The organism is Sphingopyxis sp. Soil_C_28 (assembly GCF_057657055.1).
This window is the reverse complement of the sequence record NZ_JBDGJE010000002.1, coordinates 311,271-324,902: the sequence shown is the minus strand read 5'-3', so window position 1 is coordinate 324,902 and position 13,632 is coordinate 311,271. Positions and strand designations below refer to the sequence as shown.

General features: G+C 64.0%; 13 protein-coding genes. 6 read left to right on the top strand and 7 right to left on the bottom strand.

Annotated elements, in window-relative coordinates; all coding sequences use genetic code 11:
* The first annotated feature begins 50 nt into the window (after window positions 1–50).
* Window positions 51–944 (top strand): LysR family transcriptional regulator, encoded by an 894-nt coding sequence (locus tag AC3A43_RS09780; protein WP_487792353.1) that lies wholly within the window; start codon window positions 51–53, stop codon window positions 942–944.
* A gap of 143 nt (window positions 945–1,087) precedes the next feature.
* On the opposite strand, the gene AC3A43_RS09775 is transcribed toward AC3A43_RS09780, so the two are convergent.
* The 6 genes from AC3A43_RS09775 to AC3A43_RS09750 are packed head-to-tail and all read right to left on the bottom strand — an operon-like array spanning window position 1,088 to window position 7,357.
* The gene (locus AC3A43_RS09775; RefSeq protein WP_487792352.1) at window positions 1,088–1,657 is read right to left on the bottom strand and encodes a hypothetical protein; all 570 of its coding nucleotides are present in this window, start codon (window positions 1,655–1,657) and stop codon (window positions 1,088–1,090) included.
* A gap of 49 nt (window positions 1,658–1,706) precedes the next feature.
* Complete coding sequence (locus tag AC3A43_RS09770) at window positions 1,707–2,366, bottom strand: hypothetical protein (protein ID WP_487792351.1); 660 nt, start codon at window positions 2,364–2,366, stop codon at window positions 1,707–1,709.
* A 33-nt stretch (window positions 2,367–2,399) separates the two neighbouring features.
* A complete protein-coding gene (locus AC3A43_RS09765) occupies window positions 2,400–4,319 on the bottom strand; it encodes a TonB-dependent receptor domain-containing protein (protein ID WP_487792350.1) in 1,920 nt (639 codons plus the stop codon).
* Window positions 4,319–5,173 (bottom strand): hypothetical protein, encoded by an 855-nt coding sequence (locus AC3A43_RS09760; RefSeq protein WP_487792349.1) that lies wholly within the window; start codon window positions 5,171–5,173, stop codon window positions 4,319–4,321. Before AC3A43_RS09760 ends, AC3A43_RS09765 begins: the two co-directional genes overlap by 1 nt.
* A 28-nt stretch (window positions 5,174–5,201) precedes the next feature.
* Window positions 5,202–6,365 (bottom strand): hypothetical protein, encoded by a 1,164-nt coding sequence (locus AC3A43_RS09755; RefSeq protein WP_487792348.1) that lies wholly within the window; start codon window positions 6,363–6,365, stop codon window positions 5,202–5,204.
* 20 nt (window positions 6,366–6,385) lie between these two features.
* A complete protein-coding gene (locus AC3A43_RS09750; RefSeq protein WP_487792347.1) occupies window positions 6,386–7,357 on the bottom strand; it encodes a retropepsin-like aspartic protease in 972 nt (323 codons plus the stop codon).
* 204 nt (window positions 7,358–7,561) lie between these two features.
* Between AC3A43_RS09750 and AC3A43_RS09745 the strand changes: the two genes are divergently transcribed.
* The 5 genes from AC3A43_RS09745 (at window position 7,562) to AC3A43_RS09725 (ending at window position 12,808) form a co-directional block, all read left to right on the top strand.
* Entirely contained in the window at window positions 7,562–8,656 is a 1,095-nt protein-coding gene (locus AC3A43_RS09745; protein WP_487792346.1) for a sensor histidine kinase, read from the top strand.
* Window positions 8,653–9,399: a LytR/AlgR family response regulator transcription factor gene (locus AC3A43_RS09740; protein ID WP_487792345.1), complete on the top strand. Its 747-nt coding sequence runs from the start codon at window positions 8,653–8,655 to the stop codon at window positions 9,397–9,399. The genes AC3A43_RS09745 and AC3A43_RS09740 overlap by 4 nt, the downstream gene beginning before the upstream one ends.
* Window positions 9,400–9,611: 212 nt before the next feature.
* The gene (locus AC3A43_RS09735; RefSeq protein WP_487792344.1) at window positions 9,612–9,821 is read left to right on the top strand and encodes a hypothetical protein; all 210 of its coding nucleotides are present in this window, start codon (window positions 9,612–9,614) and stop codon (window positions 9,819–9,821) included.
* Window positions 9,822–9,965: 144 nt separating this feature from the next.
* A complete protein-coding gene (locus AC3A43_RS09730; RefSeq protein ID WP_487792343.1) occupies window positions 9,966–10,541 on the top strand; it encodes a hypothetical protein in 576 nt (191 codons plus the stop codon).
* Window positions 10,542–10,591: 50 nt separating this feature from the next.
* On the top strand, window positions 10,592–12,808 hold the full coding sequence (locus tag AC3A43_RS09725; RefSeq protein WP_487792342.1) for an esterase/lipase family protein: 2,217 nt from the start codon (window positions 10,592–10,594) through the stop codon (window positions 12,806–12,808).
* Between the two features lie 165 nt (window positions 12,809–12,973).
* On the opposite strand, the gene AC3A43_RS09720 is transcribed toward AC3A43_RS09725, so the two are convergent.
* A complete protein-coding gene (locus AC3A43_RS09720) occupies window positions 12,974–13,555 on the bottom strand; it encodes a TetR/AcrR family transcriptional regulator (protein ID WP_487792341.1) in 582 nt (193 codons plus the stop codon).
* Window positions 13,556–13,632 lie beyond the last annotated feature (77 nt).

The window sequence follows — 13,632 nt, the reverse complement described above, 5'->3', positions numbered from 1 at the left end:
ATGCGGATTACCCGCTATGATCGGCATGCGGCTGTGAGCAGGATTCAACGATGCAACGCGAAACCATGTCGGATCTTGTGGCCTTTCTGGCGGTGGCGCGCGAGCGCAGCTTCACGCGTGCAGCCGCCAAGCTGGGTGTCTCGCCCTCTGCCCTCAGCCATACGATCCGGAAGCTGGAAGAGCGGCTCGGCGTCCGTCTGCTGACGCGCACCAGCCGCAGCGTCTCGACGACCGAGCCGGGCGAGCGGCTGCTGGAGCGTGTCGGTCCGCGCTTCGACGAAGTCGCCGATGAACTCGCAGCGCTGACCGAGCTGCGCGATAAACCGGCTGGGACATTGCGCATCACGACCGGTGACCAGCCGGCCGAGAGCATCCTGCTGCCCGCCCTGGCGAAGTTGCTGCCGCTCTATCCGGACCTCATCGTCGATTTGACGGTAGACAATGGTTTCGTGGATATCGTTGCCGAGCGCTTCGACGCCGGCGTCCGTCTGGGTGAGACGCTCGCTCAGGACATGGTCGCGGTACGCATCGGTCCCGACATGCGAATGGCGATAACCGGGTCACCGGGATATTTGGCGACCCATGGATCGCCGCGAACGCCCGACGACCTCGCCAACCACAACTGCATCAATCTCCGACACCAGGCCAAAGGTGGGATTTCGGTCTGGGATCTGGAAAAGGACGGTCGGGCCGTGAACGTTCGCGTCGAGGGGCAGCTGGTCGTGAACGACATTGCCGTAGTCCGCCAGGCGGCAGTCGATGGTCTCGGCTTATGCTACCTGCCCCGCGACTATCTGCAGTCTCACATAGACGCAGGCGAACTCGCGCCCGTGTTGGAAGATTGGTGCCCGCCGTTCCCCGGCTATCATCTCTACTATCCGAGCCGGCGCCAGCAATCGCCTGCTCTGGCGGCGTTCGTTGCTGCCGTCCGATATCGAAGCTGAGTGGCTTTTGTCCACATCAGCGAGTGGAGCTTTCCAATGGTTCAAGCTTCTACCGACGGCCGACTTCTCAACATTTTTGGCCGATTTGAGACGGACCGCTTTCGGATTGGTCTGCGCAAAAGCGGACATAGAATGATCCGCACCTAGGCCCGCGAGAAGGTCCAGCGGGTCGCACCGCTTTGCAACACCAGCCGGCTACCCCCAAGTTGGGCATCATATTGCTCCGATGTTCGCGCGAGCTTGGAACTGCCTTGACGGCCACAGCTCGATACGAAGCTTTCGGTGCCATCCTCGACCGCGAAACTTGCCTTACCACCTCCTTGAGTGAGCAGCCCCTGCTTCACCTCGGTCGTGGTCGTCGAGCATTTTTCCGTTTCGGCGTGGCGTTTGACGATCCTCCACGTAAAACGGCCATCCTCTCCGACTTCAAGCGTCATGGAACGCGTCACCTGCATCATAACCGGTTCGGTCACGATGGTGGTGCGCGTAGGCGAACCATAGCCGGCTGTGCCGCCCAGACTGGTGCCATAGGACACGCCGACGTTCGGCTGGAGCTTGATGCGCGGGACAAGTACCAATTCTTTGCTGCTACTGGACTGCGTCCAGCGGCCTGCGGCGCTCGCCGGCGCCGGCTGGGCATGGAGTATTGAAGTCGCCGCGATCGCCGTTGCGGCGGCAAGGATGGCGAAAAAATTCATCAAAAATCCTTTCATCTGCAGCCAGCCTTCCGAGAGGACTTAGCCCGACGTCGAGGCCGGCGGCTCAGTAAATCTCATGCCAGTTTTCGACATCCGACGAGCTGTTCGCCAGTCCAAGGCAGATCAGACCGGGCCGGCTGACCGACGCACCGCTTCGCTCCAGCCGATACTCGAGCCGGCGACACTGAAAGCCGTCGACCCGTTCTTCGGCCGTCACGGTCAACGTGCCCTTGGAAGCGCGCCCCTGCCAACGGTGAATGTAGCCAACAGGCCAACTGCCCGCGCGCTTGGCGCGCTCATTATATCGCCCGCTGAACTCGTCGAACTGGAAGGTCGGGCGGCCATCGAGTTCGATTCCGCCTTCGCAGTCGTTGCAGCTCACTTCACCAAATTTGTCATACTCGGCTTTCTTCGCTTCGACGTCGGGTGGCGTCTTGAGGCTGTCGATGTAACGTGCTTTTGACACGGGCGCTTCGGGAACGGGCTGAGCTGACGCCGGCTCCTGCGAAGTTTGAACAGGGACAGGTGCCTCGTCATTCGAGCTCTTATCCTGGCGCGGTCTGCCCGATCCATTGATCACTTCGCCGGCGAGCTTTTCCGCATTCTGCTCCACCTTTTCAACGGCGCGATCGGCCAGGCGTTTCAGAAACCCCTGAGCATGTGCGTCATGGGCCGATATCAGAAGGGCGGGAGCGGCAAGGGCCGCGCACAAAATGCGTTGCATGTTGGTCTCCGAAAATTTCACGATGCGAGGACGTCAGCCCAGGTCTGTCGTCAGCGTGGCGGTCAACCGACGCGGGAGGTTGTAGAGGTAGATACCCGACGACCCGTTCGCCCAGCCATATTTGTTGCCGATGTTCGCAACCTGCACGCGCAAGGTTGCCGGCGCCTTGCCGAGCTTGAACCGGTAGCGGCCCCCGACCGACGCAATGGCGCGCGCCGGGATAACGAGCTTGCCATCGGTACTCGCGACCCGGTCCGACGTGCTTTCGACGACGAGATCGACCGAAATGGCTGGCGCGAAGGTCGGCCGGTAATCGAGCACCGCGGTCGAAAGCCTTCCGAAGCTCGCGACCGGTTTCTTGCCGAGCAGTCCGCTATCGACGGCATCGCCCGACAGCGTGGCGTCGATCAGCGCGGTGCCCGCGATGGCGGTCAGGCCCGGTGCTATCTGACCCGAAAGCGAGAATTCGGCGCCGCGATGGCGAACTTCGCCGAGCTGGCGGAACAGCTTTGCGCCGTCGAGTGAATAGAAGGGCTTGGTCACCTCGAACACGCCCGCCACCAGACGAATCGCGGGTGTGATCGACCAGCGAAGGCCTGCGTCGATCTGGCGCGTGCGGATCGCTGGGGGCGCTTCGTCGCGGTTGACCGCGTGGCCGGGCGCAACGGGGCTTTCCTCCAGCCCCTCGGTGTAGCTGCCGTAGAAGGCGAGCGACGGCGAGGCGTAGACGGCCGCGGTCGCGTTCAGTAACAGTGGCGCATCCTTCGTCGTGATGACGGGCCGGCCGGGGCCGAACACCCGCTTGCTATAGTCGGTCTTCTGCAAGCCAATGCTGACTTCGCCGACATCTTTCCAGCGTCCCTCATAGGCGATACCCGCGGTCCACTGCCGGACGGTATCGCGCGTCTGCGGCCCAAAGTCCAAAACGGGCTCGGGGAAGTCGACGGGATCCTCGAGCGGATGATTGCCGACATAGATTTCGCGGCCGCCGCCATAGGCGCGCGCGCGGTCGCGTCCCTTGATCGAAAGGTGCAGCGTGTGGAGCCGCGGCCCGTCGGCGACGCGACGCGACAGCCGCACCTCGCCGCTCGTCGAGGCCGAACGCCGCCCAGGCTCCGCGATGACAACCTCGTCGGCGGTGCCGTCGGGCCGGACATTGAGAAACAGCTGCGTGTGCGAGCGGTCAAGATCGAGGATCGAACGGAACGCGCCCGCCTTCAGCGTCCAGCCGCCGCTTTTCACCGTGGTCGCAAGACCCGCGTTGATCGTTTCGCCATCGTTGGCCGCCCATTTCTGACCGATCCGCTTCACCCGGTCGAGCCGCGGCGGCAGAAAGTCCCCGGCGGTCAGCAGCAGCGGCGGCAGTTCCTCGTCGGCGATGCCGACGCGGCTCCAGAAAGGCGTGATTTCGACGCCGTCGACCGGCTCCCAGCGCGCGATTAGCGCGGCCGTGCGAAATTCCGCCGCGCCACCCGTATGATTGCGGTCGGACACGAGTCCATAGCCCGCGCCGATCGACAGCCGGTCGGTGACCGGCAACTGCCCGTCGAGTTCGAGGACCTTCGATCCAAACGGCCCGAGGCGCCCACTGACGCTCAGCAGACGTTTTACGCCGGGTTTGCGCAGCTCATATTCGGCGATGCCGGTGGGCGCGGGAAAGGGATATCCTTGCGCCGACAGGCCGACGCGCATCTGCAAGCCCCCGATCAACCGATCGGAAAAGGCCGCCTGCTGGTCAATGTAGAGCCCGTCGAGACGGATGTTCCCCGCCTCCGCCGCCGAAAAGCCCCGGACATAGTTCGGGTTGTAGATGCCGATCTGCTCGCCGCCGATCGAGGTGCCGAAGGCATCCTCGGCGCTGGTCGTCGCATTGTCGTCGGTGCGCTGGGCCAAGGATGTGGCCGGTGCGGCGGCAAGCGCGAGCCCGAGCGTCGTGAGGATCAAGCGGCTCATCAATTTATCTCCTTCATGCGGCGTTGCACATCTTCCCAATCGGTCATGAACATCGCCGCGGCGAGGCGCGCGGCGGGGCGCTCGGGGCTCAGCCGGTCACTGCGCAGGTCGTCATTTTCGTGCGAATAGCTCGACATGTGAACGAGCAGCGGATGCACGCCCGCAGCGCCCGGCTGATACCAGCTTCGGTCGTGCTGCAGTTGCAGCGCGAGCGGGCGCGGGCCCCAGGCATATTCCGAATTGGGGTCATAATCGGGGAGGCGGTCGGCGACATACACTCCGAAGGCGGACCCGGTTCGCACCTGAAAACTTCTGCGCTGCACGCCCTCGGCCTGCACCTGTCGGCGCGCCATCATGTCATAAGGATTGAGGAAGACGCTCAGCACCGCGCCCTCTTCCGACGGGGTGAGATAGCGCCCGTCGCGTTGGATCGTGTCGGGGTTGCCATCGATCACGCTTTTGGCCCGGAGGGTGAAGGTCGCCCCGACCAGCCGCACGCCATCGAGCGTCGGCACGACGGAGATGTTGATATCGGCGTGCAGGCTGGTTCCCCGAACGTCGCGGAGCGAGGGTTGCTGCATAAGCGCATTGAAGGCGACCGTCGCGCGCCGGCGCAGCAGGTCGATCTCGGCGATCGGGATCTTCGCGAGATTGCGGGGCTGATGGACGTGGACGTCGGGCGCCTTCGAATACCATCCGGGCAGACCGGTCCCGGGATTCGGCGTTGCGGCCGTCCAGCGCTCCATCAATTTCTTCGGTGCCCGGCTATCGCCCGCCGCGGCATGCGCTGCGGGAGCGGAGGGTGCCGCGGCGAACAGGCCGAGAAGGGCAAGCTTCAAGAGGGTAATTTTCATCGCTCGAACTTTCTTGGTTTGCAGGCCCTCAACCGGGCAACCCCAGCGCGCCGCCGATGACGCCGCGCAGCAGGCCGCGCTTCTTTTTGGGCTTGGCGTCGCGCGCAGGCGCGTCGCTCTCGGCGTCATCACCGCCGCCGCCAGCCATCAGCGATGCGACATCGACACCGAGCATGGACATATGTCTCGCCTTGGTGCGCAGCTTGACGCCCCAGCCCGCGGGCGCCTCGCGCGGCGAGCCGAAATTTCCCTCGGGTCCATAAGCGGTCATCATCAGCATCGACGATTCCGAAGCCTTGCCCACCGCCGAGGGGACGACGCATTCGGTGGCCTCGGGGGCGAGCAGCATGCGCTGCTGGACGAGGCGGGCGATGTCGCCCTGCTCGAGGTAATCGGGCAGCGCCATGCCGGGCATACGCACCGCGCTCGAGGTCCACATGACGATCGTGCCGTCATCGCGCGCGCCCGTGACGGTCATGATATAGCCGCGGGCATTGGCGAGCACGGGCCAGCTCACCTTGACCGCGCCCGACGCAAGCTTGGCACTTTGCGGCGCGAGCGGCGCGAGAAAGTCGTTTCCGCCGGCAACGGCGAAGCGCATTTCGGGTGAATAATTGCCCTGCACGACATGATCGCCGACGAGCGAGGCCGCGCGGGGCACGCGGGTGCCGTTCTTGCCCCCCGGCCATTCACCATAGGTTGCGTGGCGCCCCGCCGACGGCGGCACCATCGCCTTCACATCGGGAATCGCGCCGAAAGGCGACGCCGCGCCGGGTTTCATCGTCGCAAGGTCGATGACCACCGGCTGTCCCGAGGGAGTGGTTTCCCCGCAGCCCCAGTATAGCTCGATCCGCCCCTTGGGCTTGTCCGGCGTGCCGGGCCGGTAATCGGGTTTGCTATCGGCTTTGGGCACACCCTTGCTCGGCGAGACGAGCGGGAGGCGCTCGCCGGCGCGCAGGCCCTGCGGCGGCAGATGTTCGGCGCTGGGAGCTGTGCTGCTCCGCGTCGAGCCGAGCTGGAGCGACAGATTCTTCTCGACGCCCGCAGGCCGGCCGGTCGCCATGCCTGAAACGGTTTCGGCGGACAGCCAATAGACAGCCTCGATCTTGGGCTTGGGCGCCTGTTGCGCAAGGGCGGCTGCAGAGATGGCGAGTGCGCCGAGCGCGGCGCTGCCGGTCAGAATCATCTTCATGGTACGAGCTCCCTCGCTGGTCAGGGCTGTTTCGGTGCCGACGCGGTCGGCGGCGAGATATGGAGGCGCAGCCCCGGATGATCGATCACGAAGCGTCGGTCGGCGAACATGTCGATCCCCAGGATCACCGCGGGCTGTTCGAGCGTGAAGCCAAGCACCTTAAACACCGAAAGATCGGCGATGCGCACCTTGCGGCCCTCGACCCTTGCCTCACCGATCGTCAGCACGTCGACCGACGCCTGGACACTCGCGGTCGCATGGTTCGTCGCGCCCTTGATGTCCGACGCCTTGGCGAGACCGGGGCTGTCAGGCGATAGTCCGATCGCCTTTGCCGCCGCCCAGTTGATGATCGTGCCGCGCGCTCCCGTGTCGAGAATCGCAGGCACTTCGACGCCGTTCAGGCGGACCGTCAGGCGCGGCGCGCGCATGTCGTCGAGTGTGAAGGGAACCGACGACGTGAGACCGTCGAGCATCCCGACCTCAAGCTTCGGCGTCATGCGCCAGCGGCCGCCCGGCATATCCAACTCGACCGCAAAGTCGGCAATGATGTCGGCGCCCAATATGCCGTCGACGCCGAGATGATCCGTCGGTCCGGGCGGAAGCAGCATCAGTTCGGGCGAACGAAAGACGTGCCCGGCAACCTGGACTTGGCCTACCACCGTCGTTTCGACGTCGCTCCGGCCCGCAGCCCCGTTGAGCGGAATGTCCGACAGCTTCGTAATCAGCCCGGGCATTTCTGCGCGCAGCTTCGGCATGATCGTGGTGCTGCTCGCCGCCGTGTCGATGACGAAGCGTTTCGGCGCCGAGCCGTCGACGCTCACCTGGACAACGGGATGGCCCGACGGCAGAATTTCGAGCGTTTGCATGACCGCCGACGGAGCGGCGACAGCGCCAGGCTGTTCGGTGGCGGTCGCACGCGCCTGCTCGGCAACGATCAGTGCGCCGAGCAGGCCGAATGCGACCAGACTATAACGATAACGCGTGAGGGCCATGGCCGATCTCCTGGCGGCGGGTGCCGCGAACAGGGACCGGTTATGACGGGTTTGGGGCAGGCTCTACGCCTCTGCGACCAAGGCCGATATCGCCTCGCCGGAGTCGATTGTCGCGCGACGAAGGCGGACACCGGCGCGACGAGCAAGGGCGTCAACCGCGAGCACTTCCTTTATGCTTGGCGCGAACTACACATTGGAATTGCCATGCAGCTGAAGCCCGAACATCGTCAGACCATCTATCTGGTCGCCGCGACCTGGATTTTGTCCGGGGTGCTCTACATCATCCCCTATCATGTGTTCAGCGGCGCCGGCCTCTATGTCACGGTCTCGGTCATCAACATCTGCGTAATGGGCACGCTACTGTCGGGGGGCGTCTATTGGGCGGTGCGAGCGACGCGACGCCGCAATATGGCAGTGCGCCTCGCCGCGATGGGAGCGGCGGTGGTCCTTGCCTCCGGCACGCTCGCGCTCATCGACGCGGCGACCGGCGAGTGGATCGGGCGGCTCGTCGTGTCGCCTCAGAAATCGGCGCCCTTTGCGCTACGCGCGACCAACAATTTCATCGCACTCGTCTGGCAGTTCGCGTTGCTTGGCGCCGCCTTCACAGTGATCGAGGCGAACAAGCTCACGCGCGAACGCGAACTGGAGCTGGCCGTGGCGCGCGAGGCGGCAAGCCGCGCCGAGGCGGCCGCGAGCGCCGCCAGCCTTGCGGCTCTACGCTATCAGCTTAACCCGCATTTCCTGTTCAATACCCTCAACGCGATCTCGTCGTTGATCGTCACGAAAGAATATCGGACAGCCGACGCGATGCTCGCCAAGCTGTCCGAATTCCTGCGCGCGACACTGTCGTCGCAGCCCGATGCCCTGCTGCCGCTCGAGGACGAACTCGCGACGCTGCAACATTATCTGGAGATCGAAAGCGTCCGCTTCGGCGAGCGGCTCGCGGTCGAATTCGTCTGCCCGCCCGCGCTCAACAGCGCGCTGGTGCCGGGCTTCCTTCTCCAGCCCTTGATCGAGAATGCGATCAAATACGCACTCGCGCCGTCCGCCGTGCCAGTGACGATCAAGGTCGAAGCGTCGAGCGACGACGACATGCTGCTCGTCTCGGTCGAGGATGACGGCACCGGACAGGAAAAGGACGCAAGGCCGGGCACGGGCGTCGGCATCGCCAATGTCCGCCAGCGGCTCAAGACGCTTTATGGCAACCGGGGCAGCCTCGAAACGCTGAAACGAGAACGCGGTTTTCTTGCGATCGCACGGCTACCGCTCACACGTCGCAGAGACGAGTTGGTGGCATGAGCGCGCTGCACGTCCTGCTCGTCGACGATGAGCCGCTGGCGCTTCGGCGTCTCGAAACGCTGTTCGGCGACATCGACGATGTGGTGGTAGTCGGGACCGCAACGACAGGCGAGGAAGCCGAACAACAAATCGCGGCGCTTCGGCCCGATCTCGTCATGCTCGATATCTCGATGCCGCAGAAGAGCGGCATCCGCGTTGCTGCCGATCTCGTCGCCGACCCCCGCCCCGAAATCATCTTCGTCACCGCGTTCGAACAATATGCACCCGACGCCTTCGAGGTCGATGCCGCCGACTATCTGCTGAAGCCCGTGCGCTTCGACCGGCTGCGCCAGGCGGTCGAGCGGGCGCGCCGGCGGCGGGCGATGCGCGATGCGGTCGACCGGATTGCAGGCGCCCCGCCCGCGGAAATTCGCGAAGAGGCGATCTGGGTCCAGGTCGCCGGCGGCAACCTTCGCCTCCCCATCGCGCAGATCGAATGGGTCGAGGCGGCGCGCGACTATGTACTGCTCCACACCTCGACGCGAAGCTACATCCACCGCATTTCCATGACGGCGCTGGAGCAGCTGCTCGATCCGTCACTTTTGATGCGGGTACATCGGTCGACCTTCATCCGGCCCGCGCTGGTGAAAGCGGTGCAGCGGCTCGGCAAGGGACTGATAGCGCTCGAAATGGAGGATGGCGCGGTCGCGCAGGTCGGGCCGAGCTATGTCCGGGCCGTGCTCGACCGGCTTGGCCTGTCCTGACGCCTTCGTCGCACCGGTGTCCGCTTTGGTCGACGCAGCAGCGGCCATGTCGCACGACGATCTGGTTTAGAAGCAAGCGCGGAGCGCTGGCATCCAAACTCCCATAGCGTGACTGTCGCGGCATCGAGCCGCGCAGAGACGACCGGCCTTGTCCTCCGCCTCCGGCGAGAGGCCGGTGTCTCTGCTCCCCTCACCGACGATGGAGCCTTATCATGAGCAAACTCCCCTTCCTCGCCGCTGCGATCGCCCTTGGCCTGCCCATGCCCGCACTGGCAAAGGCCGAAGCCAAGCCGGAAGCCCGCGCAAAGGCCGAGGCCAAGCCCGAAGCGCGGGCAAAAGCGGAGGCGAAGCCCGAGGCGCGCGCCAAGGCTGAAGCCAAACCCGAAGCCGGCGCAAAAGCCGAAGCGAAGCCCGAAGGCTGATTGCGTCGGTAAGGAGTGCCGGCAGAATCCCCCCCCTCCGCCGGCACGCCCCGCCCGCGCGCAACACATGTTGAGCGCGGGCATCCTCCGGGTGCGCGAGTTCGCCCACTTCTGGACTTCCAATGAACACAAAAAGGGACTGACATGCGAACCCTGATCCCGGCGGCCAGCTGTGCCGCGCTTCTCCTCGCACTGCCTTCGCCGGCCCTCGGGCAGGGCTTCCTCAAGCGTCTGGCCGATCACATTGTCGAGGCGCCGCAGAAGGTCGCCGAAAAAACGGCGCCTGCAAATGCTCCTGCCACTGCCAAAAAAGCATCGTCGCCCAAAGCAACTTACCCAAGCGAACTGCCGCGTCCGGCCGACTTCGATGCCGTGAGAAAAGCCTATACTGACTTTGGGAAAGTTCGCTGCACAAGCTGTGAAGGCGGCTTTGCCCACGACAGCTGGCCCAAATTTCCACGCGATGAAACTCCGCGACCTTCTAACGGCTCGAAGCATATTCTCGGCGAATTTCCGATTGGCCATGTCCATCGCTGGCAGGGCGTCGAAGCGCAGGGATCGCTGACCATCGTAAGCGAAGAGCCGGTTGCTGGCTTCCGATGCCGTCAACTCCTCTATCGGCTCACCAAGGGAAGCGCCTCGGCAGAAAGGCCGGGTCTGCTGTGCTGGGGTTACGCCAATCAATTCGCCGGGTCCGAGGGGTGGAACGAGGTCTACTGACCGGCCCACGCCGCCAGCGAACGGCGCAGCAGCAACCAAAGGATATCTCCATGACAAGCTTGCGCACCTTGCAGGCACTCGCGGCCGGATTGATGCTGTCCGGCGCGGCAACTCCCGTCGCAGTCTCCGCGGCCGCCCAATGCACGGGTGGCTGGTCGGGAACGGTCGAATATGCGCGGCACCAGGCCAACAGCAATTCCAAGACCGTGACCCGCGTCTCCGGCAAGGGAACTCAGACGACCGATTGGTCGATGAACTATGACTATACGGCCCAGATCGCGGTCCGGCCGGCGCCTGGCGCTGAATACAGTCTTGGCCTGGCGAATATCAACCTGAGCTCGGTCTCGACCGAGACGATAAACTCGAACGACCAGATGATTTGCCCCCATGAGCGCACGATGCGCCAGATGTCGGGCAACTCCGTCAGCAAGAGCCAGACACGGGCGAATGCAAGCGGGCTAGAGGCGGGTGTCGACATCACGACCGACACCGGCGGCACCTATACGGTCAGCGTCCGACTACCGGAGGTACAAGGAACCGCCTCGGGATCAAATTCCGCGAGCTACAGCGGCCAGTGCAAGCGCAAGGATGCCACGAACCAGCAGGTTTCCGATATGCCTACAACGGTCGACGCGATGCACTTCTCGAGCAGCGGCGAAGACCGGATGCAACCATCCAACCCCAACCAACTGTCGGGCGCCCATTCGGTTACTTCGTTCGGCGTGACCGAAACGCTGCGCTGGAACCTGCGTCGCTGCGGCGGCGACCTGCGCCTCGTCGATGTGAAGTTCGAGGACATGCGTTTCCCAACCTGGGACGCCTGGAAAGAGATCGTTGAGCAGGTCGGCACGATCGATGGCAATATCGTGCGCCTGACCGCCGTCGTCGCAAACGACAGCCCCGATGCGAAAGCGGCGACGGTGAAGTTCCGCGACACGTACAAGGGCGACAAATGGGACGGCGCCAAGCCCGACGGGCTGCTCGGCGAGGTCTCGGTCACCGTGCCCGCGGGCGAGCAGCGCGAAGTGCAGTTCAAATGGGACAGCTCGGGCTATGCTTGGTTCGACGACGGCCGGCCGCGGATCATGCAGCGCATCAAGGCCGAGGTCGAGGACAAGGGCAAGAAGGTCGACGACATGACGCGCAGCCTGAAGGTCGCGCCGAAGCCGCTCGTGCTCGTGCACGGTCTCTGGTCGAACTGGCGCGCGTGGGAGCCTTGGCAGAACATCCTGACCACCAGCCACAGCTATGACTGGAAAGCCTTCCCCGTCGGCGAGAAGCCCGAACATGGCCGGATGAACACCGGCGAGGAGATGGGCAATTTCGGGCCGACAAACACGATCGCGCAAAATGCCGTCGAGCTCGGCAATTATGTCCGTTATGCCCAAAAGGACCGCAATGCATGGCATGTCGATCTCGTCGCGCACTCAATGGGCGGGCTGATCAGCCGGCGCTACATCCATGCGACGATGCCGACCTACCCCGATGGCAAGCCTCAGGTGTCGCATCTGGTCATGCTGGGCACGCCCAACAAGGGTAGCAGCTGCGCTGACCTGATCAGCGTCCCGCTGGAACTCGCCGGCCGGTCGATGGAAGCGCTGCGCGAGCTTCGGCCGATCAACGTTCTGAGGTTCAACGCCGAGAACAGCAACAGCAAGGGAGTGCCTTTCTCGATCCTTGCCGGAAACCCGCTGCCGCCCGTATGCCGGATGCTGAGCCGCAACGACGGCGTGGTCGCCGAGCCCTCTGCAAAATGGACGATCACGGACAATGAAACACAATCGATCCTGCATACCAGCATGACCGGTACCGAGCCTTTCGGCTCTTTCGTGAAGCCGCGCGTAGCACTCGGGCCGGGCAAACAGACGGCAGGCGAACCGTCATCGTCAGGCGGGAGCGCGCATGCGCCAGCACGCCTCATGATATTGGGTGTCGAAGAGCCCGATGACGTCGTCTCCGTCATGCCCGACGTTTCCAAGGTCGTGATGATCGCTCCGGGTCAAACGCTGAATGTCTCGATCCCGGTAAACGATGCCAAAAACTTCGGCTTGACCTTCGTGGCCGCGAGCACGGTCTCGGTGACGCTGATCGATGGCACGGGCGCGGTGGTCGGCACCAACCTGAGCGACACGCCCGAGGCAAGGCAGATTTTCCGGTCCATATTCGTCGACCGGGCAATCACCAAGGGCAACTGGACCGTGAGATTCCAAAGCAAGGATCGCGCAGACCGCGAGATCATCCTGTCAACTTGGTCCACGGCCAACTAATGGACGGTGCGCGGCGCAGCGCGATCGGCACGCCAGAACAACGTTTTGGGAACGAGAGTTTTTTGTCGGGTCTCACCTCGATAATTGCCAGCGGCGTGCCTCAGGGAGCATCCCGTTTTCACTTCATTCGCGACGAGCGCAAGCTCGCGAGCGATGTCGCGCCTGCTAGCGGGCGGCCTCACTTTCGACATAGCGGGCGAGCTCCTCGGCAGCTTTTTGCAGCGGCTCCGCGCTTCGTTCCACGCGCGCCTGGATGAGCGCGCCCTGCAAGGCCGAGGTCACAAGAATCGCGAGACTGCGGGCCCGCGACGGCGCAAATCCTGCATCGCTCAGCGCCGCCTCAAGCACGGCGTTGCGCGCGCGATAAGCCTTGCGCCCAGCCTCGGCGATCGCGCGGTCCTGCGGTGCGAGTTCGAGCAGCACGGTGGTCATCGGGCAGCCGTCACGATAGTTGGACTTCGCCATCCATTGCCCAAGCAGCGCGGCGTGGTCCTTGATGATCGCGGCCGGAGCAGCCGACCCGCCGGCGAGCTCTTCGAGCGTCACAGCGGCCCGGCGTCCGGCTTCTTCGATCGCGGCAGCCGCGATCGACGGCTTGCCGTGTGGAAAATGATAATAGAGCGAACCCTTGGGTGCTCCGCTCTGGTCAACGATGTCGTTGACCCCCGTGGCGCTGTACCCGCTTTGACGAAACAGGCGCACTGCCGCCTCGATGATCGGCTGGCGATGCTTTTGGGGCGGTGCCAATGTGAATCTCCCTAAAACCCATTCTACATATTATATTGACTGGTCTAAATCAAATCAGGATTGCAATGTCTTCCACA

Excerpts from the sequence above, each read along its gene's own strand:
- AC3A43_RS09780 (WP_487792353.1), top strand. The coding sequence starts at position 51 with ATGCAACGCGAAACCATGTCGGATCTTGTGGCCTTTCTGGCGGTGGCG.
- AC3A43_RS09775 (WP_487792352.1), bottom strand. The coding sequence starts at position 1,657 with ATGAAAGGATTTTTGATGAATTTTTTCGCCATCCTTGCCGCCGCAACG.
- AC3A43_RS09770 (WP_487792351.1), bottom strand. The coding sequence starts at position 2,366 with ATGCAACGCATTTTGTGCGCGGCCCTTGCCGCTCCCGCCCTTCTGATA.
- AC3A43_RS09765 (WP_487792350.1), bottom strand. The coding sequence starts at position 4,319 with ATGAGCCGCTTGATCCTCACGACGCTCGGGCTCGCGCTTGCCGCCGCA.
- AC3A43_RS09760 (WP_487792349.1), bottom strand. The coding sequence starts at position 5,173 with ATGAAAATTACCCTCTTGAAGCTTGCCCTTCTCGGCCTGTTCGCCGCG.
- AC3A43_RS09755 (WP_487792348.1), bottom strand. The coding sequence starts at position 6,365 with ATGAAGATGATTCTGACCGGCAGCGCCGCGCTCGGCGCACTCGCCATC.
- AC3A43_RS09750 (WP_487792347.1), bottom strand. The coding sequence starts at position 7,357 with ATGGCCCTCACGCGTTATCGTTATAGTCTGGTCGCATTCGGCCTGCTC.
- AC3A43_RS09745 (WP_487792346.1), top strand. The coding sequence starts at position 7,562 with ATGCAGCTGAAGCCCGAACATCGTCAGACCATCTATCTGGTCGCCGCG.
- AC3A43_RS09740 (WP_487792345.1), top strand. The coding sequence starts at position 8,653 with ATGAGCGCGCTGCACGTCCTGCTCGTCGACGATGAGCCGCTGGCGCTT.
- AC3A43_RS09735 (WP_487792344.1), top strand. The coding sequence starts at position 9,612 with ATGAGCAAACTCCCCTTCCTCGCCGCTGCGATCGCCCTTGGCCTGCCC.
- AC3A43_RS09730 (WP_487792343.1), top strand. The coding sequence starts at position 9,966 with ATGCGAACCCTGATCCCGGCGGCCAGCTGTGCCGCGCTTCTCCTCGCA.
- AC3A43_RS09725 (WP_487792342.1), top strand. The coding sequence starts at position 10,592 with ATGACAAGCTTGCGCACCTTGCAGGCACTCGCGGCCGGATTGATGCTG.